Source organism: Pseudomonas sp. 09C 129 (assembly GCF_002843625.1).
GTDB classification, from domain to species: domain Bacteria; phylum Pseudomonadota; class Gammaproteobacteria; order Pseudomonadales; family Pseudomonadaceae; genus Aquipseudomonas; species Aquipseudomonas chlororaphis.
Genome location: NZ_CP025261.1, coordinates 5,246,156 through 5,271,356 on the forward strand (window position 1 = coordinate 5,246,156; position 25,201 = coordinate 5,271,356).

16 protein-coding genes are annotated in these 25,201 nt (G+C 63.2%); 10 read left to right on the forward strand and 6 right to left on the reverse strand.

Going from position 1 to position 25,201, the window contains the following annotated elements:
* The first annotated feature begins 54 nt into the window (after nt 1-54).
* The 7 genes from CXQ81_RS23260 (at nt 55) to CXQ81_RS23290 (ending at nt 16,494) form a co-directional block, all read left to right on the forward strand.
* Complete coding sequence (locus tag CXQ81_RS23260; protein WP_101338696.1) at nt 55-1,218, forward strand: EAL domain-containing protein; 1,164 nt, start codon at nt 55-57, stop codon at nt 1,216-1,218.
* A 101-nt stretch (nt 1,219-1,319) separates the two neighbouring features.
* Nucleotides 1,320-2,651 carry a deoxyguanosinetriphosphate triphosphohydrolase gene (locus CXQ81_RS23265; protein WP_007923253.1) on the forward strand — a complete coding sequence of 444 codons (1,332 nt, stop codon included), beginning with the start codon at nt 1,320-1,322 and terminating at the stop codon, nt 2,649-2,651.
* 858 nt (nt 2,652-3,509) lie between these two features.
* On the forward strand, nt 3,510-5,132 hold the full coding sequence (locus CXQ81_RS23270) for a ShlB/FhaC/HecB family hemolysin secretion/activation protein (protein ID WP_256593491.1): 1,623 nt from the start codon (nt 3,510-3,512) through the stop codon (nt 5,130-5,132).
* A gap of 111 nt (nt 5,133-5,243) precedes the next feature.
* Nucleotides 5,244-10,202, forward strand: coding sequence for a hemagglutinin repeat-containing protein (locus CXQ81_RS23275; RefSeq protein ID WP_101338698.1), 4,959 nt, complete (start codon nt 5,244-5,246; stop codon nt 10,200-10,202).
* Nucleotides 10,203-10,498: 296 nt separating this feature from the next.
* Nucleotides 10,499-11,125, forward strand: coding sequence for a response regulator transcription factor (locus tag CXQ81_RS23280; protein WP_009044936.1), 627 nt, complete (start codon nt 10,499-10,501; stop codon nt 11,123-11,125).
* A gap of 107 nt (nt 11,126-11,232) precedes the next feature.
* Complete coding sequence (locus CXQ81_RS23285) at nt 11,233-13,338, forward strand: ATP-binding protein (RefSeq protein WP_256593415.1); 2,106 nt, start codon at nt 11,233-11,235, stop codon at nt 13,336-13,338.
* Nucleotides 13,339-13,545: 207 nt separating this feature from the next.
* Entirely contained in the window at nt 13,546-16,494 is a 2,949-nt protein-coding gene (locus CXQ81_RS23290; RefSeq protein ID WP_101338700.1) for an HD domain-containing phosphohydrolase, read from the forward strand.
* A gap of 6 nt (nt 16,495-16,500) precedes the next feature.
* Here CXQ81_RS23290 and CXQ81_RS23295 read toward each other — a convergent pair whose 3' ends face one another.
* Entirely contained in the window at nt 16,501-16,983 is a 483-nt protein-coding gene (locus tag CXQ81_RS23295) for a GAF domain-containing protein (protein ID WP_085531688.1), read from the reverse strand.
* Nucleotides 16,980-17,870 (reverse strand): ATP-binding protein, encoded by an 891-nt coding sequence (locus CXQ81_RS23300; protein WP_007931443.1) that lies wholly within the window; start codon nt 17,868-17,870, stop codon nt 16,980-16,982. The genes CXQ81_RS23295 and CXQ81_RS23300 overlap by 4 nt, the downstream gene beginning before the upstream one ends.
* 164 nt (nt 17,871-18,034) lie before the next feature.
* Between CXQ81_RS23300 and CXQ81_RS23305 the strand changes: the two genes are divergently transcribed.
* Nucleotides 18,035-20,356, forward strand: coding sequence for a response regulator (locus tag CXQ81_RS23305; RefSeq protein ID WP_101338701.1), 2,322 nt, complete (start codon nt 18,035-18,037; stop codon nt 20,354-20,356).
* On the opposite strand, the gene CXQ81_RS23310 is transcribed toward CXQ81_RS23305, so the two are convergent.
* The 3 genes from CXQ81_RS23310 to msrB form a co-directional block, all read right to left on the reverse strand.
* A complete protein-coding gene (locus tag CXQ81_RS23310; protein WP_087092769.1) occupies nt 20,340-20,801 on the reverse strand; it encodes a MarR family winged helix-turn-helix transcriptional regulator in 462 nt (153 codons plus the stop codon). The two genes, CXQ81_RS23305 and CXQ81_RS23310, sit on opposite strands and share 17 nt — an antisense overlap.
* Complete coding sequence (locus tag CXQ81_RS23315) at nt 20,798-21,283, reverse strand: glutathione peroxidase (protein WP_007931440.1); 486 nt, start codon at nt 21,281-21,283, stop codon at nt 20,798-20,800. Before CXQ81_RS23315 ends, CXQ81_RS23310 begins: the two co-directional genes overlap by 4 nt.
* A 112-nt stretch (nt 21,284-21,395) precedes the next feature.
* Nucleotides 21,396-21,788, reverse strand: a complete 393-nt coding sequence (gene msrB, locus CXQ81_RS23320; RefSeq protein ID WP_007931439.1) for a peptide-methionine (R)-S-oxide reductase MsrB — start codon at nt 21,786-21,788, stop codon at nt 21,396-21,398.
* A gap of 224 nt (nt 21,789-22,012) precedes the next feature.
* Between msrB and CXQ81_RS23325 the strand changes: the two genes are divergently transcribed.
* On the forward strand, nt 22,013-23,224 hold the full coding sequence (locus tag CXQ81_RS23325) for a pyridoxal phosphate-dependent aminotransferase (protein WP_007931438.1): 1,212 nt from the start codon (nt 22,013-22,015) through the stop codon (nt 23,222-23,224).
* Between the two features lie 306 nt (nt 23,225-23,530).
* A complete protein-coding gene (gene htpX, locus CXQ81_RS23330; protein ID WP_007931437.1) occupies nt 23,531-24,421 on the forward strand; it encodes a protease HtpX in 891 nt (296 codons plus the stop codon).
* 69 nt (nt 24,422-24,490) lie between these two features.
* Here htpX and CXQ81_RS23335 read toward each other — a convergent pair whose 3' ends face one another.
* Complete coding sequence (locus CXQ81_RS23335) at nt 24,491-25,147, reverse strand: thiopurine S-methyltransferase (RefSeq protein WP_101338702.1); 657 nt, start codon at nt 25,145-25,147, stop codon at nt 24,491-24,493.
* Between the last annotated feature and the right edge of the window lie 54 nt (nt 25,148-25,201).

Here is a 25,201-nt window from a genome sequence, read left to right on the forward strand (position 1 = left end):
TGCCTGTTGCGTCGGCGCAGCGCCAGAATCAACAAGATCAACCAAGGAGGCCCCGTGATCGACGGGCAACCGCTTGCCTGCTTTCAACCCTTCATCGACACCGCCACCGGCCGTATTGCCGGTGTCGAAGCCCTGGGCCGCCTGCGCCAACCGAACGGCCAACTGCTGTCGGTCGGCCCATTGTTCAACGATCCCCGGACCTCCTCGAGTGCCCTGCGGCGGCTCGACCGGCTGATTCGCGCCGACGCCCTGGGCCGCCTGCATGAAGCGCCCGCCGACTGGTTCCTGAGCATCAACATCTCGCCCCACTGGATCAGCCGCCTGCGCGCCGGCCAGCCCTTGCCGAGCCTCAGGCAATTGCAGCAACAGGGCGTCGATCCGCGGCGCGTGGTCTTCGAAATCACCGAACTGAGCGGCAACAGCCAGCGCCTGAGCGAAGTGGTGGCGCGCTACCGCGAAGCCGGCGTGCGGATCGCCATCGACGACTTCGGTGCCGGTTACTCCCAGCTCGACCGGGTGCTGGCCCTGCAACCGGACATTCTCAAGCTCGACATGCGCCTGTTCCAGGCCGCGGCCCGTGGCGGGCCCAGCAGCGACGTGGTCAAGGCCCTGGCGCAAATGGCCGAGAAAACCGGCTGCTGGATCATCGCCGAGGGGGTCGAGAGCGAAACCGAACTCAACTTCGCCCTGGAATGCGGCTCGCGGTATGTCCAGGGCTTCCTGTTTGCCCGGGCCGAGCAGGCGTTCTTCGCCAGCGACGCTTTCGTCGCGCCTTTTGCCCGGGTGCGCCAGCGCTATGTGCAACAGAAACTGGCCGAGCGCGGACGCCTGATGCAGATGCGCCAGCAACTCGCGGAGCTGATGACCCTGCTGCAGGACTGGGCCCAGGCCCGGGCCCCGATCGAACGGTTGCCCCAGCTGGATGCCTTTCCCTGGTTGCTGCGCTTCTATCAATGCGATCGCCACGGCACCCAGCTGACACCGAACCTGGAATGGCGCCACGACCGCTGGCAGGCCGACCACAGCTACGTCGGCCACAACTGGTCGTGGCGTCCGTACTTCTACCACCTGCTGGCCGAGGGCTGGGACGAGCGGCGGCTGACCCTGTCGAACACCTACCGCGACGCCACCAGCAACCAGTACTGCCTGACTGCCGGGCAGTTCTTCGACAATGGCCAGCGCCTGCTGCTGATCGATATCGATGCCGCGGGGCTTTAGTGGCGTGCGTGGTCAGCCCCGTTATTCAGCGTATTCCCCTTGCAGGCGCTGGCGTGAACCGGGAAGCTAGCCCATCAGTCATTCGACGGAGAGACCCCGCCTTGGATTGGCATACCCTGCTTACCCGTGAACGCCTCGGAAAGCCGCTGCACAGCCCTGAAGAACTGGGCCGCAGCCCCTTCCACAAGGACCACGACCGCATCATCTTCTCCGGTGCCTTTCGCCGCCTGGGCCGCAAGACCCAGGTGCACCCGGTGTCCAGCAACGACCACATCCACACGCGCCTGACCCACTCCCTGGAAGTCAGCTGTGTCGGTCGCTCCCTGGGCATGCGGGTCGGCGAGACCATTCGCGACGCCCTGCCCGAGTGGTGCGAACCCAGCGACCTGGGGATGGTGGTGCAATCGGCCTGCCTGGCCCACGATATTGGCAACCCGCCGTTCGGCCACTCCGGCGAAGACGCGATCCGCCACTGGTTCCAGCAGGCCGCCGGGCGCGGCTGGCTGGACGCCATGCACGAAAACGAGCGCAACGACTTCCTCAACTTCGAAGGCAATGCCCAGGGGTTTCGGGTGCTGACCCAACTGGAATACCACCAGTTCGACGGCGGCACGCGGCTGACCTACGCCACCCTCGGCACCTACCTGAAGTACCCCTGGACCGCGCGCCACGCCGACTCCCTGGGCTACAAGAAGCACAAGTTCGGCTGCTACCAGAGCGAATTGCCGTTGCTCGAACAGATCGCCACCAAGCTCGGCCTGCCGCAACTCGAGGAACAACGCTGGGCCCGACATCCGCTGGTGTACCTGATGGAAGCCGCCGATGACATCTGCTACGCCCTGATCGACCTCGAGGACGGGCTGGAGATGGAGCTGCTCGACTATGCCGAAGTCGAGTCGCTGCTGCTCGGGCTGGTGGGCGACGACCTGCCGGAAACCTATCGCCAGCTCGGCCCGCGGGACTCGCGCCGGCGCAAGCTGGCGATCCTGCGCGGCAAGGCCATCGAGCACCTGACCAACGCCGCCGCCCGGGCCTTCGTCGAACAGCAGGACGCCCTGCTCAGCGGCACCCTGCCGGGCGATCTGGTGGAGCATATGCACGGCCCGGCCAAGCGTTGCGTGCTCAATGCCAAGGACATTGCGCGCAAGAAGATCTTCCAGGACAAGCGCAAGACCCTGCACGAGATCGGCGCCTACACCACCCTGGAAATCCTCCTCAATTCGTTCTGCGGCGCCGCGCTGGAACAACACGGCGGACGCACGCCGTCGTTCAAGAACCGGCGGATTCTCGACCTGCTGGGCAACAACGCGCCGGATCCGAACGGCTCGCTGCATGCCTCCTTCCTGCGCATGATCGACTTCATCGCCGGCATGACCGACAGCTACGCCAGCGAAATGGCCCGGGAAATGACCGGGCGTTCCAGCCCGCAATGACCCGCCGTCGAGCGGCTACCTCGCGTTATCGAGGTGGCCGTTCGGGCGGTTTCTCGTGAGTCGACAACTAAGGGATTCCCCTAGTCTGTTGTAAGGCAGTAACCGGACACCGTCGTTACTTCAACTTTGAGATCCCGGCCATTTCACACTGCATTGAGAGTGCCGTTCACTTCCAGCAAGTTCGCCAGACACCATCCAGATCGACAATATTCCACGCAACCGCGCCCAGCTAGAGCACTTGCTCTATAACTAGCGATATTGACCGATACATGCCGCCCGACAAGCAAGCCAACTAGGCTGAATTAAACAGATCGTTAACGCCACAACCAAACATCCTACCTTTACCTTTCGATACATCTGCCTAGCCTTCAGGCAGAAACCCTTGCAGCACAAGGCCCCTACGGATCCACCACGATTACAAATTCCGTACAAATCAACTTTATCGTTTCCGCTAGTCTCGAACCGTAATGGGTTAACCAGGATTAATTTCACTCCGCGACAGATCGTTCCCCTTTCATGACCCTGCCCGAGTGATCGGTGCAAAAAACAAATAGCAAGCGAACTAAGTACCTACACTAAAACTTCGGCTTCACCTGTTAGTTCAGCAGGCATTTGCAAAATAATTTCACCTCTCGCTGTAACAAAGAGCGCGCCCAGGACTCAAGCGTCAAAATGGAAGTGAGTACACGGAATGAATCCGTGTCGATAAGTTGTTCCCGCACTTCCTCATCCGTTTTCCACTATTAAGGATGTCGAGTGCCCTATACGTCCTCAAGTCACCCAAGCTGTCACCCTGGCCTGCGCGGCTGGTTGCTGCTCTCGCTGCTGGCCGGGGCCCTGCCCGTGGCCGCCGCCGATATGCCACAACCGGGTCAAGAAGCCCTGCGCCTGCAGCAACAGCAACAGCGCGACCTGCAACAACTGCAGCTGGAACAGCGCCAGCGCCAGTTGCAGCGCGGCAGCTTCGGTACGCCGGCGGTGGCTCCCGCCGAAACCGCCCAGGGTAGCGAGGATGAACAGTGCTGGGCCCTGAGCGGCACGCGGATCGCCGGTGTCACGCTGTTCAAGAAAGACCGGCTGAACCGCCAGCTCGAACCCTATATCGCGCCCTGCATGGGCGTGAACGGGATCAACCGCCTGTTGGCGCAGATCACCCGGATCTATGTCGAGGCCGGTTACATCGCCAGCCGCCCTTACCTGAGCAGCGCCCCCGCCGCCGGCCATTCGCTGGACATCGTGGTCGACGAAGGGTATGTCGAGGCCGTCGAACTGGCCGACCAGAGCCTGCCGGTTTCCCTGGCCGGGGCCTTTCCCGGCATGCTCGGCGAACCGCTGAACCTGCGCGACCTGGAACAGGGCCTGGACCAGCTCAATCGCCTGCGCTCCCTCGACCTGACCGCCGATATCGCCCCCGGCAGCCAGCCCGGCGCCTCGCGGATCATCCTGCGCTCGCGCAGCAGCGGCGCTTCGCGCTGGGCCCTGGGGCTGGGTGTGGATAACCTCGGCAGCGCCAGTACCGGGCGCGATCGCAACTCCGTCAACCTGAGCCTCGACAGCCCACTGCAACTCAACGACGCGCTCAACCTCAACTTCAGCGACACCCTCAATCACGGTCCGCGCTACAGCCGCAGCGCCAGCGTTTTCTACTCGATCCCCTACGGCTATTGGACCTACAGCCTGTTCGCCAGCCATGCCGAGTACCGTGCGCCGTTCAAGCTCAGCAGCGTGACCTTCTACAACAGCGGGCGCACCGACCTGCTCAGCCTGCGCGCCGACCGCGTGCTGTGGCGCGACCAGGGCCACCAGTTGAGCGCCAACCTGCAACTGGCCCACAAGGATGTCGACAGCTACCTGGAGAAGGTCCGCCTGGGCATCCAGAGCCCGACCCTGACCGTGGCCGAAGCCGGGCTCAACCTGTTCTGGCTCGACAGCGCGGTGTGGAACCTCGACATCAATTATGCCCAGGGCCTGACCTGGTTCGGCGCCGACCGCGACTCGCAACAGGTGCAGAAAAACCTGCCGCAGGCGCAGTTCCGCAAGTACCGCGCCAGCCTCAGCCAATGGCGCAATGGCCGCTTCGGCAGCCAGCCCTGGCAGTGGCAGAGCCAGCTGTCGCTGCAGTACAGCCCCGACCCGCTGCCGGCCATCGAACAACTGCTGGGCACCGACGACTCCGCCGTGCGCGGCTATCGCGAAAACAGCGCCTCGGGCGCCATCGGCGGGATCTGGCGCAACACCCTGCGCCTGCCGTTGCAGAACGATCTGCCGGTCAAGCTGACCCCGCGCCTGGCCTTCGACCACGGCCGGATCAAGGCGCAAGAGGGCGCCAGCAGCGAGCGCCTGAGCAGCGCCAGCATCGGCCTGAACCTGAGCTGGAAGAACGTGCAAGTCGACGTCGACTACCAGCACAGCCTGGAAACACCCGACCGTTTCCACCATGAATCGCCCACCTGGCTGACCCGCCTGAGTGTGCAGATCTGAGGTTCCGCGAACCGTGCATCAGCCTGAAAAAAACAGCCGAGCCTGAACACCACAGCAGCGTTGCAACGAACAACGCGCACTGCCACTCGGCCCACACATAGAGAGCTTCTTATGCCCGACAACACATCTGTGTTTCACCTGTCCCCCAGGGGCAAACTGCGCCTGGCCATCGCCAGCCTGCTTCTGGTCTCCCATCTGCCGCAGGCGCTGGCCGGCGGCATCACCGTGGCCCCGGGCCCGGGCGGCATCCCGCAGCTGCAGAACCAGAACGGCGTGCCTATCGTCAACATCGTCGCGCCCAATGGCGCCGGGCTCTCCCATAACCAGTTCCTCGACTACAACGTCGATCGCCAGGGCGTGGTGCTGAACAACTCCCTGCAAGCCGGCGCCTCGCAACTGGCCGGGCAGCTGGCTGCCAACCCGCAGTTCCACGGCCAGGACGCCAGCGTGATTCTCAACGAGGTGATCAGCCGCAACGCCTCGGCGCTCAACGGCACCCAGGAGATCTTCGGCCGCGCCGCCGACTATGTGCTGGCCAACCCCAACGGCATCTCGGTCAACGGCGGCAGCTTCATCAATACGCCGAACGCCAGCCTGCTGGTCGGCCGCCCCGAGCTCAACGACGGCAAGCTGCAAGCCCTGAGCACCCGTGACGCCAAGGGCCAGTTGACGGTCGAGGGCCGAGGCCTGAGCAACACCAAGGGCAGCATCAACCTGATCGCCCCACGCATCGACAGCCAGGGCGACCTTACGGCCGGCGACCAGCTCAACCTCACCGTCGGGCGCAACCGCGTGGACCCGGCCAGCGGCAAGGTGCTGAGCACCGACCCGGCCGGTAACACCCAGGAGCAGCGCATCGACGCCAGCCTGTTCGGCGCCATGCAGGCCGGACGCATCAACATTGTCAGCACCGCCGAAGGCGCGGGCGTGCGGGTCGGCGCGGTGCAGGTCAAAGGCCGCGACGGGGTGGATATCGCCTCCGCCGGCGACCTGCACATCAGCGGCCAGGCCAGGCCCGACAGCCTCGACGCCATCCGTGCCGGCGTGCACAGCAGCCAGGGCGACGTGCAGTTGCGCAGCGGCCAGGACCTGACCCTCGCCGCCACCGATGTCAGCGCTCGCGATATCAAGCTCGACGCCGGGCGCAACCTCACCCTGAGCGCCATCGAAAGCCGCAAGCTCCAGGAAAAGCGCGAGCAGTGGCACAACAGCACCATCGGCATCACCTGGGAAACCTACGACCGTACCCTGACCGACAGCGACAGCCGTCAGCACGGCAACCAACTGACTGCCCGCCGCGATGCCGAGCTCAAGGCCCGCGCCAACACCGAAATCAAGGCCAGCCAGATCAAGGCGGAAAAAAACCTGACGCTCGACAGCGGTGCCGACCTGCGCCTGACCGCCGCCACCGAAACCCACGAACAACGCGATCAGGGCCGGCACCGCAAACACCTGTGGAAAGCCGATTGGGACAAGTCCAGCAGCGAGCAACGCAGCATCACCAGCCAACTGGAGGCTGGCGACGACCTGCACCTGACCAGCGGCAAGCAACTGCAACTGCAGGGCGCCGAACTGGCCAGCACCAATATCCAGCTGACCGGGCGCCAGGTGGACATCACCAGCGCCAGCCGCACCCAGAGCAACAGCGACAAGTCCTACTCCGGCGACCTGGTCGGTGGCAGCTTCTTCGGCAAGAACGGCGACGGCGACAAGGGCAAGACCCTGAACAAGGGCAGCAAGGTCAATGCCAAGGGCGACCTGATCGTCAAGGCCGACGAGGTCCGCATCAGCGGCAGCCAGGCCCGCGGCGGCAAGCAGGCCAGCGTGATCAGCGAAAAAGGCTCGCTGACCATCGACGGCGTGCAGGACCGCTCTCACGACAACAGCTACAGCAAGGACAGCAAGTTCTTCGGTATCACCAAGGACGAAAGCCGGCAGAACCGCAAAGACAGCACCACCGTCACCAGCGACCTGCGCTCGGACAGCAACCTCAAGCTTAAAAGCACCAAGGACATCGCCATCAGCGGCGCGCAAGTGACCGCGACCGGCAAGCTCGAAGCCAAGGCTGGCGGCGACATCAAGATCGACTCGGCGCAGGACACCACGCAGAGCGAAAAAACGACCCACACCCGTGGCTTCGACGCCTATGCCAAGGAAAACGCCCCGGGCACCCGGCAATACCGCGCCGGCGTGCGTTACGAAGACCAGCAGAAAACGGTCAAGACCGACGACACCCAGCAACAGGGTTCGAGCCTCAGCGGCGGCAGCCTGGAAGTCGCTGCCAAGGGCAACCTGAGCATCAAGGGCGGCGACCTGAAAGCCACCCACGGCGATGCCAGCCTCAGCGGCCAGCAGGTCGAGCTGCTGGCCGATCACGACCAAAAGAGCAGCAGCACCGACACCCGCACCACCGGCGGCGGCTTCTACTACACCGGCGGCCTGGACCGCGCCGGCAACGGTGTGGAGTTCGCCCACAGCAGTACCCAGGACACCCATGACAGCAGCACCGCCAACACCACCGGCATCAATGCCACCGGCAACCTGACCATCAAGGCCGGCAACGCCCTGGTGACCGAGGGTGCCCAGGTCAAGGCCGGCGACAAGCTGCTGGTGAAGGCCGAGCAGGTCGACAACCGCGCGGCGCACGACAGTGAGTCCACCAGCCACAAGGAAAACACCTGGAGCGCCGATATCGGCGCCAACGTCGAATACAAGGGCCTGACCCGCCCGGTGGAAAAAGCCATCGAAGGCGTGGCCCAGCGCAAGTTCCATCAACCGGGCCTGCTCGATGCCCTGGAACAACCCAATGTTGGCCTGGACGTGGAAGTCGGCCACCAGAACAAACAGCGCACCGAGCAAGGCAGCACCGCCGTGGTCAGCCAGTTCACGGGTGGCCAGGTCGAGGTCAAGGTCGCCGGCCAGCTGCAGGATGAAGGCAGCCGCTACGAGGCGACTCAAGGTGCGCTGAAGATCGACGCCGGCAGCCAGGTGGCCAAGGCCGCCAGCGATACCCACAGCAGCAGCGAGCAGGCACTGGACGCCAAGGCCGGCGTGCGGGTCTACACCACCACTGGAGAGGACGTGAACGTGCGTGGCAGCGGCGCCGGCGGCAGCAGCGACAAGCGCAGCGACAGCAGCAAGGCGGTAGTCGGCAGCTATGTGGGCAAACAGGGTGTGGACATCGCGCTGAACGGCGATGGCCAGTACGAAGGCAGCCGGTTCGATGGCGGCGACGCCGGCGTCAAGCTGCACAGCGGCGGCGAACTGGCGCTGAACCAGGCCAATGACCGGCAGAACAGCAGCGACTCCAGCCTGCGCGGCGATGCCTCGCTCACCGTCGGCAGCGCACCGGGCGCCAACGGCAATAACCTCAACCTCGGCGCCGGCGTACAACTGGACCACAAGCGCCTGGATCAGCAGGACAGCCAGGCGCGGGTGGCAACTATCCAGGGCAAGGGCCCGATCGAGTTGACCAGCGGCGGCGACCTGATCCTCCAGGGCACCACCATCGGCAGCAAGACCGCCAAGACCGGCGACATCAACCTGAACGCCGGCGGCAAGCTCGACCTGCAGGCCGCGGTCGATACCCATAGCAGCCAGGGCAGCAACCTCGGTGGCGGCCTGACGGGCGGCGCCAGCAAGACCAGCAGCGAGCAGAGCAGCGGCAAGAGCGCCAACCTGAGCGCCAACTTCAACATCGGCCGGGTCTCGGAACAGGACCAGAGCCAGACCGGCGGGCAACTGCACAGCAATGGCCAGGTAACACTCGCCAGCGGCTCCGACAGCACTACCGCGCTGCACCTGCAAGGCACCCAGATCGAGGCCAAGGGTGTCACCCTCAGCGCCGACCAGGGCGGGATCTACCAGGAGTCGGCGCAGTCCACCCAGGCCCACAACAACTGGGGCCTGACCCTGGGTGCCGGCGGCAACGGTGGCAAGACCACCCGGGCCGACGCCGGCGAACACGACTCGCCGAAAACCGATCGCGGTATCCACGCCCGGGCCAAGATCGACGTCGAGCAACTGCACAGCACCACCCAGCACAACAGCCTGATCAAGGCCGACCAGGTGACGCTCAATAGCAACGGCGACACCCATCTGGCGGGGGCGCGCATCGACGCCAATCAGGTCGATGGGCGGATCGGTGGCGATCTCAAGGTAGAGAGCCGCAAGGACCAACTCAGCAGCACCACGGTCAACCTCGACGCCCGCCTGGACGCGGAGAAAAACCAGCCTGGTGTGGTCGACAAGCTGACCAAACAGACCGGCCCGCTCAAGGACAAGCTGCAGGCCAAGGCCGAAGGCGGTTTCGACAAGCACCGCGAGAAGCTGGAAAACGTCGTCGACAAAGGCACCGAACGCCTGACTGCGGCCAAGGACAACCTGGTGAACAAGGCCGAAATCGCCAAGGAACGCCTGGGCGAGAAATTCACCCGCAGCGGCAGCTATGACGTCAACCCGGAACCCAAGGGCGCCTTCGGTCGCGGCGTAGACAAAGCCAAGAGCTACCTCGCCGACAAGACCGAAGCCTTGGGCGATCGCTTCTCCAGCCTCAAGGAACGGGTCTGGCCGAAAACCAGCGACAGCTACGCCGTCAGCGAGAAAACCGGCGCTGGCAGCAAGCTGACCAACACCGCGCAAGGCGTGCTGTTCGGCGACAAGAGCGGCAACACCTCCTACACGCCGACCCTGAACCTGAATGTCAGCCGTCAGAGCAAGGACAGCGTGGCAGAGGCTTCTGGCATCAGTGGCAGCCGCGGGGTCAACCTGCAGGTGTCGGGTGAAACCCAGCTCAGCGGTGCACGGATCGGCGCCAGCGAAGGCAAGGTCGACCTCGGCGGCTCGACCGTCAAGAGCACCGCACTGGCGGGCACGGATTACCGCGCCGACGTCGGGCTCAACCTGTCGAAGTCGCCGGTCAACCTGGTCCTCGGCGCCAAGGATGAGCTGACCCGCAAGCAGGACGACGCCACCCGCAACGACCAGGCGTTCAACCTGGGGCCGCTGCGCGTCGGTGGCCATAGCGACAGCCAGCTGCTGCAGGCCGGCATCGATCAGAAAGCGCCCTGAGGCAAGCGCTCCGTGAGCGGCTGCCCCCCATGAACGGGGGGCAGCCTTGCCTGGCTCCCTTCTCTTCTCAGCGCCCTTTATTGCCCTGCGAAAAAGTGCACTAAACCTCCAACATCTCCTTACCTTTTACATGGCTGGATACTCATTCCTACTTTCAACTGAAAAACTGCTGTAATCCGAAACCGTCTTTCATGTAAGAACTGCCTTATTGTCCCCAACCCCGCCTTAACCCGCATATATCCACTGTCCTGCCTGCGCTAAGGTCCAGACCTGTATTTATTTCCACGGGTTTGACCATGAGTTCTGTTTTCATCATCGACGACCATCCCGTTATCCGACTGGCCATCCGCATGTTGCTGGAACATGAGGGTTATAAAGTCGTCGGCGAAACCGATAACGGTGTCGATGCCCTGCAAATGGTTCGCGACAGCATGCCGGACCTGATCGTGCTCGATATCAGTATCCCCAAGCTCGACGGGCTGGAACTGCTGCTGCGTTTCGGCGCCCTGGACAAGTCCTTGCGGGTGCTGGTGCTGACGGCGCAATCGCCGGCCCTGTTCGCCGCGCGCTGCATGCAGGCCGGGGCCTGCGGCTATGTGTGCAAGCAGGAAGACCTGAGCGAAGTGCTCAGCGCCATGAAGGCGGTGCTATGTGGTTACAACTACTTTCCGAGTCATGCCCTGCAAACGCCGCGTCAGGATGAAACGACAAACAACGAACTGAGCCGCTTGATGTTGCTCAGCGATCGGGAATTGATGGTGTTGCAACTTTTTGCCAAGGGCAGCACCAGCACGCAAATAGCCAACAGCATATTTCTCAGTGGCAAGACCGTCAGTACCTATAAAAAAAGAATCATGCACAAACTTCGCGCGACTTCCATGGCGGAACTTATCGAGTTGGCACAACGTCACGAACTGGTGTGAGAAACAGGATGTTCAAACCCATTCTTTATTATTTAACCCTGACGGCCACGGCAGTTTCGCTGTTCCTGTTGTTTGGCCTGGTCGAGGCCGGGCAACCAGAGTCCGCAATGACATCCCTCCCTCAGTGCCCTGACACGGCGCCTTGTCTTGAATCGGCCACCGCCCCGCCTCTCGATAACGGGCATCGCGGGCTGCTCCTGCTCGCAGGCCTGGTGCTCGGCGTGCCGCTGCTGGCGTCCCTGGGCTGGAATGCCTGGCTGCACCGGCGACTGACCCAGCAGCAACAGGCCACCCATGACTTCAGGCAGCAGCTCGCCTTCATGCAGGCCTGGATCGACGGCGTGCCGCATCCGACTTACGTGCGCGACCGCCAGGGCCTGCTGCAAAGCTGCAATGCCAGCTACCTGGAAAGCTTCGCCGCCCGGCGCGAAGAGATCATCGGCAAAAGCCTGTTGCAGGGACTTTTGGACGATCCCCAGCAGGCCCGCGAATATCACACCGACTACCAGCGCGTCATGGCGCAAGACAGCCCGTTGCTGCGTGACCGGCCACTACGCCTGAACACAGAGGAGCTGACCGTCCAGCACTGGGTCCTGCCCTACCGGGACGCGAACGGCGAGGTCCAGGGCATCATCGGCGGCTGGGTCGATATCAGCGAACGCCATCGGCTCAGCGACAGCCTCAAGGCCGCCCTACAACAGGCCGAAGCAGCCAGCCTGGCGAAAAGCGCTTTCCTGGCCAGCACCAGCCACGAACTGCGCCGCTCCATGAATGCCCTGATCGGTGCGCTGGAACTGCTGCGGCAGCGCTCCGACAGCCAGTCCCAGGATCGTCCGGTCATTGAAATGGCTTATCGCTCGGCCCGGGCGATGCAGGGCCTGGTCGACGGCACCCTCGATATCGCCCGCATCGAATCGGGGTGCCTGGACCTGGCGCCCGAATGGCTCGAGCCGCGCGCCCTTGTCGAATCCATCGTCAGGGAGTTCGACAGCCAGGCCCGGGAGAAGCACCTCAAGCTGCTACCGACCGTCCACTCCAGCGTCGAGCCAGTCGATGTGCTGCTCGACCCACTGCGTTTCAAGCAGGTTCTGGGCAACCTGCTGCACAACGCGATCAAGTTCACCGAACAGGGTCAGGTCAAAATCCATCTCGACCTGCAAGCGGCCACACAGCCGCAACAGGTGCGGCTGATGCTGCAAGTGACGGACAGCGGCATCGGCATCGACGAGCAGGATCAGCACAGGCTGTTCGAACCCTTCTTCCAGGCCCAGGCTCGCACCCCATCCAGACCTGACGGCGCAGGGCTGGGCCTGACCATTTGCCGTCACCTCTGCGAGCTCATGCAGGGCACGCTGCAACTGACCAGCCAGCCGGGCATAGGCACGGAAGTCCGGGTCCTGTTGCCGCTGGCCTGTCAGCCAGCGCGAAAACCCGCGCCCCTCGTCGAGCCACTCATTGCCCCTGCCACCCAGGCCTTGAACGTACTGGTGATCGATGACCATGCGGCGGACCGCCTGCTGCTGAGCGAACAACTGCACTTTCTCGGGCACCGTTGCCGCACCGCCGAAGACGTCGAGCAAGGCTTCGAGCTCTGGTGCAAGGGGTTCTTCGACTTGCTCATCGTCGATTGCAACATGCCGGGTATGCACGGCTACGACCTGGTCCGCGCCATCCGCGAGCATGAACGCCTGGAGTCCCGCGCGGCTTGCCGGGTATTGGGGGTGATCGCCAGCCCCAGGCCGCGAGAGAGGCAGCAGTGCGAACAGGCCGGCATCGATGACTGCCTGTTCAAGCCTGTCGGCCTGGCGACCCTCGGCCATAAACTGGCGGGCCTGCAACCGCGGCCCTGGAATGGCGTGTTCAGCCTGAAGGCGCTGCGCACCCTGTCCCGCGGCAAACCGCAGTTCGCCCTGCGCATCCTTACCGAACTGCTGCATTGCAGCTACCGGGACCGCCAGCAACTGATGGCCCTGCCCTGCGAGCCCCCGCCCCAGGCACTGGCGGAACTCGCCCACAAGATCAAGGGCTCGGCCCTGATGGTGCAGGCAAAAGAGCTTGAAACGCAGTGCGAAGCCCTTGAGCAGGCTGTTTTGCAAGACGCGGACAGGCAAACCCTGATGCAGCGCAGAACCGCCCTGGAACAGGCCATGCTCAAGCTCGAACGGGCCCTGCTGTGGCAAATCGATCAACAGCACAGCCCGGCCACGACCTGATCCCCATCACCAGCGCAGCAACTTGTGGTGCGGCTAGTTGCCAGGTAAATATCAAAAAGCCACTATCCTGTCAGTCGGCCCCAAAAGCCTCATGGCAATGCAATTCGCAACGCCCCCCCGGAGCTGCCTCCCCTGAGCGCAATGCACCTGCCTTAACTATGCTCAAACGTTGAGTTGCGCATCACGCGCCCCCTGGAGAGAGCTGCAATGCCAAGCACGCTGTCATTCGATAAACGCCGATTTCCTCTCCATGTGCATATCAGCGTGATGTTCACCTGCCTGCTTCTGCTGACCGGCGTGGTGCTGGGCTTTTTCAATTACCAGCAGACCACCCGCATCATCCTTTCCAGCAGTGAAAAACTGTTCCAGCGCATCGAACAGGACGTGCAACTGGACCTGAAAGCGACTTACGAACCGATTCGCCATCTGCTCAGCCTGCTGGTGGGCAACCCGGCCATCCAGGCCGGCGACCTCGAGCAACGCCTGGCGCTGCTTGGGCCTTTCAGCCAATCGCTCAAGGACAACCCCGACCTGGCCTCACTCTATGTGGGTTATGCCGATGGGGATTTTTTCATGGTCCGGCCCTTGCGCACCCAGGCTTTGAAACAAGCTCGCCAGGCCCCTGAAGCCGCGGCCTACGAAGTCTGGAGCATCGAGCGAGACCGCCACACCGGGCAACTGCATTCGCAGTCGCTGTTCTACGACGCCAGCCTCGGCCCCGTCAGCCGCCGCGACAACCCCCAGGAATCCTACGACCCGAGCGCCCGCAACTGGTTTGCGGGCGCCAAGGACGACACCGATCAGATCACCACCGAGCCCTACGTCTTTTTCTCGACCCGCAACGTCGGCACCACCCTCGCCCGCCGCAGCGGCAACCAGGCGGTGATCGGGGCCGACCTGACCCTGGAACAACTCTCGGCGACCCTGGCCAAGCATCGGGTCACGCCCAGCACCGAAATCGCTCTGGTGGATGGCAATGGCCATGCCGTGGCCTACCCGGACAGCCGTCGCCTGATCGTCGAAGAACAGAGCGCCCGGCTGATCCGCGCCAACGACCTGAACCCGGCTCTCGACGCGTTGCTGCAAGGCAAGGCCCAGGGCAACCGCCTGCGGCTCGGGGATCGCCAATGGATAGTTGCCAGCCAGCACCTGCAGGAAGGTGGGCCCGGTGGGTTGCAGCTGGCGCTGCTGGTGCCCGAGGACGAGCTGCTGACGGATGCCTATCGCCTGCGCTGGCAAGGCGCGCTCATCACCTTGGGCATTCTGCTGTTGTGCCTGCCGCTCGGCTGGCTGACCTCGCGCGTGCTGGTCAGGCCGCTGCGCGCCCTGGTGCAGGAAGCCGATGCCATCCGCAGCTTCGATTTCGATTACCCGCTGACCCGCCGCTCACCCGTGCTGGAAATCGACCAGTTAAGCGTGTCGATGGCCCGCATGAAGGAAACCCTGGCCAGCTTTTTCGAGATCACCGCCAGCCTTTCCGCGGAAACCCGCTTCGACCCGCTGCTGCAACGGGTGCTGGTTGAAACCATGAAGATCGGCCAGGCCCAGGCCGGGCTGATCTACCTGCGCGAAAACGATGGCATGAACCTCAAGCCCCACGGCCTGATCATCGCCGATGTTGTCCAGGACCTGCAGGCGTTCGATGTACGCAGCCAGGACATCCAGCACGAGGCAAGCCCCGCATGGCTGCGGCAACTGGCGAACGGCGAGAGCCTGGTCACGACCCTGGGGTTCGAGCAGGCGGCCGACCTGCAAGGCGTGCTGCTGGCGATGAACTGCCCCAGCGTGCACCTGATCGGTATCCGCCTGCACAATCGCCACAACGAAACCGTCGGCATCCTTGTGCTGCTGCTGGCCGATAGCGGCCAGGAAGCCGACCTGGAAAAACTCGGCCCGGACCGCGTCGCGTTCCTGCAGGCGGTTTCCGGCGCCGCGGCGGTCAGCATCGACAGCCAGCGCCTGCAGAACCGGCAAAGACAATTGCTCGACGCCTTCATCCAACTGCTGGCCGGGGCCATCGATGCCAAGAGCCCTTACACCGGCGGGCATTGCCAGCGGGTGCCGGTACTGACGCTGATGCTCGCCCAGGCCGCCGCGGCCAGCCAGCAGCCGGCGTTCAGCACCTACCAGCCCAGCGAAGATGAGTGGGAGGCCTTGCATATCGCCGCCTGGTTGCACGATTGCGGCAAGATCACCACCCCCGAGTACGTGGTCGACAAGGCCACCAAGCTGGAAACCCTGAACGACCGTATCCATGAAATCCGCACCCGCGTCGAGGTGCTCAAGCGCGATGCCTGGATCGACTACTGGCAGGCTCGCGCCCAGGGTGGCGATGAGGTTTCCCTGGCCGCGACCCGCGATGCAAGCCTGGTGGAACTGGACGACGACTTTGCCTTTATCGCCCATTGCAACCTGGGCACCGAAGCCATGGGCGAGGCCGATCTGCAACGGCTGGCGAGGATCGCCCAGCGCACCTGGAGCCGGACGCTGGACGACCGCCTGGGCGTGTCATGGGAAGAAAACCACCGCCAGCAACGCACACCGGCGCCGACCCTGCCGGTCACCGAACAGTTGCTGGCCGACAAGCCCGAGCAACTGATCGAACGCAACCCCGCCGAGCTGATCCCGGCGGACAATCCCTGGGGCTTCAAGCTCGATGTCCCGCCTTACAAATACAACCGTGGCGAGCTGTACAACCTGAGCATTGGCAAAGGCACGCTGACCCGGGAAGAGCGCTACGTGATCAACCATCACATGGTGCAGACCATCCTGATGCTCAACCATCTGCCCTTCCCCAGCCACTTGAGCAGCATTCCCGAGATCGCCGGCGGCCATCACGAGAAAATGGATGGCAGCGGTTATCCCAAGCAGCTGAAACGGGAGCAGATGAGCCTGCCGGCGCGGATGATGGCGATCGCCGATATCTTCGAAGCCCTGACGGCGGCGGACCGTCCCTACAAGAAAGGCAAGACCCTGAGCGAAGCGCTGGGCATCATGGCAACCATGTGCCGCACTGCCCATATCGATCCGGAACTGTTCGAGCTGTTCATCCAGACCGGGATCTACCAGCAGTACGCTGACCGCTTCATGGAACCGCAGCAGATCGACGGGGTAGACCCCGAGGCCGTGCTGGGCAAGGCCGGGCTCAGGGTCTGACGAGGCTCAGCAGTCGGTCAGGCGCAGGAAGATCGCCGCCAGGCGCTCGATGCCGGCCTGGTCCTCGAGGGTGAAACGGGCGATTTTCGGGCTGTCCAGGTCCAGCACGCCGATCAGCCGCCCTTCTTTGACCAGGGGCACCACCAGCTCACTGTTGGAAGCGCTGTCGCAGGCGATATGCCCGGGGAACGCGTGCACATCCTCGACCCGCTGGGTCTGCAGGCTCGCCGCGGCCGCGCCGCACACACCACGACCGAAGGGAATGCGCACACAGGCGATCTGGCCCTGGAACGGGCCGAGCACCAGTTCCTCGTTGCGATTGAGGTAGAACCCGGCCCAGTTCAAGTCGTCCAGCTGGTTGAACAGAAACGCCGAGAATTGCGCGGCGTTGGCGATGAAATCGCGCTCGTCGGCCAGCAACGATTCCAGCTGGGCGCACAGCAAGGCATAGCCGTCCAGGCCTTTGCCGGTGTTCTGCAGATCGATCATGCTTTTTGCTCCAACAACTTCAAACCTACCCAGTAGCGCGCGAACTGATACGCGCAGCGACCATTGCGATTGCCACGGCCGGTGGCCCAGCGCACGGCGAGGATGTCCAGGGCTTCGTCACGCTGCCATTGCAGGCCCGCCTTGCGTCCCAACTCGCCGATCCAGTGCTCGACCACGTTCAGGTAGTGCTCCTGGGTGAAGGGGTAGAACGACAACCACAGGCCAAAACGGTCCGACAAGGCAATCTTGTCTTCCACCGCTTCGCTCGGGTGCAGCTCGCCATCGACGCGCTTCCAGTTCTCGTTGTCGCTTTCCTTCTCCGGAACCAGGTGCCGGCGGTTGGACGTGGCGTACAGCAGCACATTGTCCGGGGCCTGCTCCAGCGAGCCGTCGAGCACGCTCTTGAGGACCCGGTAGTCGCCCTCGCCCGACTCGAACGACAGGTCGTCGCAGAACAGCACGAAACGCTGCGGCAGCTTGACCAGTTGCTCCACCACCCGCGGCAGGTCGGCCAGGTGATCGCGCTCGATCTCGATCAGGCGCAGGCCGTGCTGGGCATGCTCGGCCAGCAGCGCGCGGACCAGCGACGATTTACCGGTGCCGCGCGAGCCCCACAGCAAGGCGTGGTTGGCCGGCAGGCCGTCGAGAAACTGCCGGGTATTGCGCCCCAGCTGGTCGCGCTGGTTATCGACCCCGATCAGGTCGGACAGGCGCATGTCCAGGCTGACGTCCAGCGGCAGCAGGAAACCGCTGCGGCCCTCACGCTGCCAGCGCGCGGCCAGGCATTGGGTCCAGTCGATGGCTTGTCGCGGCGCGGGCAACAGCGGCTCGATACGCGCCAGAACCGCATCGGCGCGCTCAAGAAAAGCATTCAATCGAGATTCCACGACTTCTCCTCGGGCAGGTTCCCAGTAATGATGTGGCACGCAGACGCAACGACCTTGCGCATGCCAGGTCTACCGCAGGCGAACGGCGCCGAGCCCTGCCGGCACACACTGATGATCAGCTATGCTTGCCCAGCGAAGGGAAACGGAAATTGGTTCAACACCCCATGGACATCAAGTTCACCAACCGCCTGTCTTACAAGCAAGCCAGGCTCACTGTGCTGGTCGGTTTTGTCCTGGGGACGGCGCTCAGTCTGCTGCAAATCGGCATCGATTATGCCAGTGAAGATGCCTCCATCAACCGGGAAATCAACGCACTCCTGGAAATCAGCCACAATCCGGCCTCGCGTATCGCCTATAACATCGACGCCGAGCTCGCCCAGGAGCTGACGCTCGGCCTGCTGCGCTCGCCGGCGATCATCCGCGCCCGGCTGATCGACAACAACGACACTTTGCTGGCCAACGTCACCCGGCCGGCCCAGCAAAGCTCCTACCGGATGCTCAGCGACTTCCTATTCGGCGCCAAGCGCGAGTTCCAGGACCGCCTGTACCTCGACCACCTGCCCTCGGAATCCCTCGGCGTCCTGCACCTGGAAGTCGACACCTACTCGTTCGGCAGCCGCTTCCTGCGCCGTGCGGAAATCACCCTGATCAACGGTTTCGTGCGCAGCCTGATCCTCACCGGGCTGCTTCTGGCGCTGTTCTACGTGATGCTGACCAAACCCCTGGTCGGCGTCATTCGCGAACTCAGCGGGCGCGATCCGCGCAGCCCCGACCAGACCCGGCTGGACTTCCCGCCCAGCCACGAACAGGACGAGATCGGCGTGCTGGTCAAGGTCGCCAACCAGCAGTTCGACAACATGGCCACCGAGATCCAGCAACGGCGCAATGCCGAAAACCGCCTGACCGACTATCTCGGGCAGCTGGAAAACATCGTCTCGGCGCGCACCACCGAGCTCAAGGCGATCAACGACCGGCTGAGCCAGTCCAACGAAGAACTGGAAGTCGCCCGTAGCACCGCCCTCGACATGGCCCAGGCGCGTGCCGCCTTCCTGGCCAACATGAGCCATGAAATCCGCACCCCGCTCAACGGCCTGCTGGGCATGATCGCCCTGTCGCTGGACAGCCCGCTGAACGCCGAACAACGCCAGCAACTGTCGATCGCCCACGACTCCGGCAAAGTGCTGGTGGAGCTGCTCAACGATATTCTCGACATGTCCAAGTTCGACGCCGGCCAGCTGGAGCTGGAGCGCATCCCCTTCGACCTCGGGGTACTGGTGGAAGACACCGCCAACCTGCTGTCGCAGAACGCCGCGCCGAGCGTCGAGCTGGCCTGCCTGATCGAGCCGGAGTTTCCGGCCCTGGTCCTCGGCGACCCCACGCGCGTGCGGCAGATCGTCAGCAACCTGCTGTCCAACGCCCTCAAGTTCACCCGCTTCGGCCGTGTCGATGTGCGCCTGCGTACGTTCGAGGACGGGGTCAGGATCGAAGTCTGCGACACCGGCATCGGGATCGCCCGCGAGGCCCAGGTGAAGATCTTCCAGCCCTATACCCAGGCCGGTGCCGGGATCACCCGGCAATACGGCGGCACCGGCCTGGGCCTGGCCCTGACCTACAACCTCTGCGAAGCCATGCAGGGGCGCCTGAGCATCAGCTCGGAGGTGGGTTTCGGCAGCCAGTTCTGTGCCGACCTGCCGCTGCCCTGCCACACGCCAGCCAGCCCACCGCCGCCGCTGCACGGCCAGGTACTGGCCATTACCTCCGAAGGCAGCGGCCTGGCCGAACTGTTGAGCGTGCAGTTGCCGTTTTGGGGGCTGGAGTATCGGCGCTGCGATCTCGACGAGTCACTGCTCGGGCAGAAGCCGGACCTGTTGATCACCGACTGCCCGGAATGCCTGTTCGGCCTGCGCCCGAGCATCAGCGCGCCGATTCTGCTGGTCACCGCCTACGGCAGTTTCCTGCCCAGCGAAGAAGCCAGCGCCCTGGCGCCGTTGCAGCAACAGGCGCGGCCATTGGCGCGCAACGCCCTGTATCAGACCCTGCGCCGGGCCCTGCTGGCCGAAACCGCGGTGATCAATGAAACCCAGTTGGAAACCCTGGTGCCCCTGCGCCGCGCCTTTATCCTGCTGGTGGAGGACAACCCGGTGAACCAACTGGTGGCCAAAGGCATGTTGAGCAAGCTCGGCTGCGAGGTGACGGTCGCCTCCCAGGGTGCCGAGGCCCTGGACGTGCTGGAGCACCAGCATTTCGACCTGGTGCTGATGGACTGCAACATGCCGGTGATGGATGGCTACGAGGCCAGTCGGCAGATCCGCCGCAGCGGCCGCTGGCCGGACCTGCCGATCGTCGCCCTGACCGCCAATGCCATGCCCGAAGAGCGCGAGCGCTGCCGGGCCGCGGGCATGAGCGACTACCTGTCCAAGCCCTTCCGCCGTGAAGAGCTGATTGCCCTGCTGGACCTCTGGGTGCCGACTACGACGGCGCTTTGACCTGGGCCAGCAACCGGTCCAGGCCATGGCGCAATTCGCTCAGGCTGTCGAGGTCGACCCCGCTGTCGCATAACAGCGCCGCCTTGAGCGGCGGCACCTGATCGCGCAGCGCCAGGCCGGCCGCGCTCAGGCTCAGGTGCACCTCGCGCTCGTCGCGGGACGATCGCTGGCGCTGCACCAGTTGCAGCTGTTCAAGGCGCTTGAGCAACGGCGTCAGGGTCCCGGAATCCAGCGCCAGGCGCTCCCCCAGCGCCTTGACCGTCGGCAGCTCGGGGGGCGTGGCCTGCCATTCCCAGAGCACCAGCATCACCAGGTACTGCGGGTAGGTCAGCCCCAACTGGTCGAGCATCGGCTTATAGCCCCGCACCACGGCCCGCGAGGCGGCGTACAGCTTGAAGCACAGCTGGCTGTCGAGTTTCAGCGAATCGGCGAACAGGTCGGTCATTTGAGCAGGGCTTCGATCTCGCCGGTCAGGTCCTGGGGCTTGGTGGCCGGGGCGAAACGCTTGACCAGCGCGCCGTCCTTGCCGATCAGGAACTTGGTGAAGTTCCACTTGATGCCCTGGGAACCCAGTACCCCCGGCGCGCGTTTTTTCAGTTGCACGAACAGCGGATGCGCCTCGGCGCCATTGACGTCGATCTTCTTGAACAGCGGAAAGCTGACGCCGTAGTTCAGCTCGCAGAACTCGGAAATGGCCCCTTCGTTGCCCGGCTCCTGCTTGCCGAACTGGTTGCAGGGAAAGCCCAGCACCACCAGGCCCCGGTCCTTGTAGGTCTGCCACAGTTCTTCCAGGCCCTTGTACTGCGGGGTGAAACCGCACTTGCTCGCAGTGTTGACCACCAGCACGGCCTTGCCGGCGAAGTCGGCCAGGGTCTTTTGCTCACCCTTGATGGTGGTGCACGGGATGTTCAGCAATGTGTCACTCATGGTGCGGACTCCAGAAATGAAAGGTCCGATAAAAGTAGTACTCAATTAAATTGTGCGCAATTTAATAAATCGAAAAGCGATTCCGAAAAATCGCCTTGGCCGCTCGCTCCGGTCAGCGTGGAACCAGGTCCAGGCACACCGAGTTGATGCAGTAGCGCAGGCCGGTCGGCGGCGGACCGTCCGGGAACACATGCCCCAGGTGCGCATCGCATTTGGCGCAGACCACTTCGGTACGGATCATGCCGTGGCTCAGGTCACGGATCTCGACCATGGCGCTCTCGCCGATTGGCTCGTAGAAGCTCGGCCAGCCGCAACCGGAATCGAATTTGGCCCTGGAGTCGAATAACGGCGCATTGCAGCAGATGCAGTGATACACACCGTCGGTCTTGGTGGCGTTGTACTTGCCCGAGAACGGTCGTTCGGTGCCTTTGAGACGACAGACGTTGTACTGCTCCGGATCGAGCATGGCACGCCATTCTTCAAGGGTTTTTTCCAGCTTTTCCATGGTCCTTCCTCTGCAACTGAAAAAGCCCGATCTGTATCTTTTCCACGGATCGGGCGGCACGTATGATTGCGCCTCGTTAGACGCCAGTCTGGCAGCCGTGTTACACGGGTTCAAACGGATTTTGCCGCCGCGAACCCAGGCTTCAGGCCTGTGTGCAAACGCAGGATTCCCAGTACGGTAGCTCACTCACCGTCTGGATCGTTCATTTTCGGGAACACATCGCCATGCAGGTCAGCAAATCGAACAAGCTCGCCAACGTCTGTTATGACATTCGCGGCCCAGTGCTCAAGCACGCCAAACGCCTGGAAGAGGAAGGCCATCGCATCCTCAAGCTGAACATCGGCAACCCGGCGCCTTTTGGTTTCGAAGCGCCGGACGAAATCCTCCAGGACGTAATCCGCAACCTGCCGACCGCACAGGGCTACAGCGACTCCAAGGGCCTGTTCAGCGCACGCAAGGCCGTCATGCAGTACTACCAGCAAAAGCAGGTGGAAGGCGTCGGCATCGAAGACATCTACCTGGGCAACGGCGTTTCCGAACTGATCGTCATGGCCATGCAGGCCCTGCTCAACAACGGTGACGAAGTGCTGGTCCCGGCCCCGGACTATCCGCTGTGGACCGCGGCCGTGAGCCTGGCCGGCGGCAACCCGGTGCACTACCTGTGCGACGAGCAGGCCAACTGGTGGCCGGACATCGCCGACATCAAGGCCAAGATCACCCCGAACACCAAGGCCCTGGTGATCATCAACCCGAACAACCCGACCGGCGCGGTGTACCCCAAGGCAGTGTTGCTGGACATGCTCGAACTGGCACGCCAGCACAACCTGGTGGTGTTCTCCGACGAGATCTACGACAAGATCCTCTACGATGATGCCGTGCACGTCTGCACCGCCTCCCTGGCGCCGGACCTGCTGTGCCTGACCTTCAACGGCCTGTCCAAGTCCTACCGGGTGGCCGGTTTCCGTTCCGGCTGGGTGGCCATTTCCGGTCCCAAGCACCACGCCCAGAGCTACATCGAAGGCATCGACATGCTGGCCAACATGCGCCTGTGCGCCAACGTGCCGAGCCAGCACGCCATTCAAACGGCGCTGGGCGGCTATCAGAGCATCAACGACCTGGTGCTGCCACCGGGCCGTTTGCTGGAACAGCGCAACCGCACCTGGGAACTGCTCAACGACATCCCCGGCGTCAGTTGCGTCAAGCCTATGGGCGCGCTGTACGCCTTCCCGAAAATCGACCCGAAAGTCTGCCCGATCCACAACGACGAGAAGTTCGTCCTGGACCTGCTGCTCTCGGAGAAACTGCTGGTGGTTCAGGGCACCGCCTTCAACTGGCCATGGCCGGACCACTTCCGCGTCGTGACCCTGCCACGGGTCGATGACCTGGAACAGGCGATCGGCCGTATCGGCAGCTTCCTCAAGTCGTATCGCCAGTAAAGTAAGCCTTGCGACGCAGTGCGGCCGCCACGGTCGCACTGCGATTAATTCAGCAACACTTCTGTACTCCCTGCTACGCCTACCCTTCTGTATCTTTGCCTTGCGCCTTGTGCCCAGTGGTTGCATGCCTCTGAAGTGCGGCTCGGCTTCCGGTGGCTGCCCAACTGCGACAGAAAGCTCATGCAAGCGTCTAAAATCAGCCTGCAGGACACAGTTTGAAATAGTCACCCGGTTGAATAGGCCGGTGCCGCACCTTATATACCCCGCAGAACGCTACATCTTTAGCATGAGGAGATTTCTACAACCATGATGCGCATCCTGCTGTTCTTGGCCACTAACCTGGCGGTCGTGCTGATTGCCAGCATCACCCTGAGCCTTTTCGGCTTCAACGGGTTCATGGCGGCCAATGGGGTTGATCTCAACCTCAATCAGCTGCTGGTTTTCTGTGCGGTCTTTGGTTTCGCCGGTTCCCTGTTCTCGCTGTTCATCTCCAAGTGGATGGCGAAAATGAGCACCAGCACCCAGATCATTACCCAGCCTCGTACTCGTCATGAGCAATGGCTGCTGCAAACCGTCGAGCAACTGTCCCGCGAAGCCGGGATCAAGATGCCCGAAGTCGGTATTTTCCCGGCCTACGAGGCCAACGCCTTCGCCACCGGCTGGAACAAGAACGACGCGCTGGTTGCGGTCAGCCAGGGCCTGCTCGAGCGTTTCTCGCCCGATGAAGTGAAAGCCGTGCTGGCCCACGAGATCGGTCACGTGGCCAACGGCGACATGGTCACCCTGGCGCTGATCCAGGGCGTGGTGAACACCTTCGTGATGTTCTTCGCGCGCATCATCGGCAACTTCGTCGACAAGGTGATCTTCAAGAACGAAGAAGGTCAGGGCATCGCCTACTACATCGCGACCATCTTCGCCGAACTGGTCCTGGGCATCCTGGCCAGCGCCATCGTCATGTGGTTCTCGCGCAAGCGCGAATTCCGTGCCGACGAAGCCGGCGCGCAACTGGCCGGTACCGCGGCCATGATCGGCGCCCTGCAACGCCTGCGCTCGGAACAGGGCCTGCCGGTGCACATGCCCGACACCTTGAATGCCTTCGGCATCAACGGTGGCCTCAAACAAGGCCTGGCTCGCATGTTCATGAGCCACCCTCCACTGGAAGAGCGTATCGACGCCCTGAGCCGTCGTCGCGGCTGATAACGCTGGCAAACACAAAAAAGGGCGACGCAAGTCGCCCTTTTTCATGGTCTGGAAAAAGGCCGGGGCTCAGCGCGCCAGCAAGCGATAGACCCGTTCTTCGAGGCGGGTCACGCCGCCCTGGAGAAACTTCCAGCTCTCGCCAAGAATGTCCCGCACCTCCTCGACCCGCAGCTGCCAGCGCTTACCGAGCAAGACCTTGACCTCGTCATCGAGCACGGCGAAAGGCGGCCCCGCCATCAGCGCCTGGTCGTAATCCAGAGTGATCAGCAGCCCCTGGCAGCCCTGAGGCAGGACCGACTGCAGATGCGCCGCATACCGCTCACGCATCTGCGGCGGCAAGGCGATCAACGCCGCGCGGTCGTACAACGCCTGGCAGCCGGCGACATCCGTGGCCTGCAGGGCAAAAAAGTCGCCGCACCAGAGCTGGATCGGGCCGTACTCATAGACTTTGAATCCACCTCGAAGCTCAACCTGCGGCTGCACCTGCTGTTCGCTGAAAAAGTCCTGGATGGCCTTCTCCGACAACTCGATACCCAGCACCTGATGGCCCTGGCTGGCCAGCCAGCTCAGGTCCAGGCTCTTGCCGCACAGCGGCACCAGTACCCGCGAACCCGACGCCAGCTCCAACTGGGGCCAGTAGCGTTGCAGGTAAGGATTAACCTCGGACAAATGGAAGCCGATCTGATTCTGTTCCCACCGTTTGTGCCAAAACTCCGGCTGCATAAATCACCCTGAAATTCGATCAAAAACCACAAAAACTTATATTAGATTCAGATC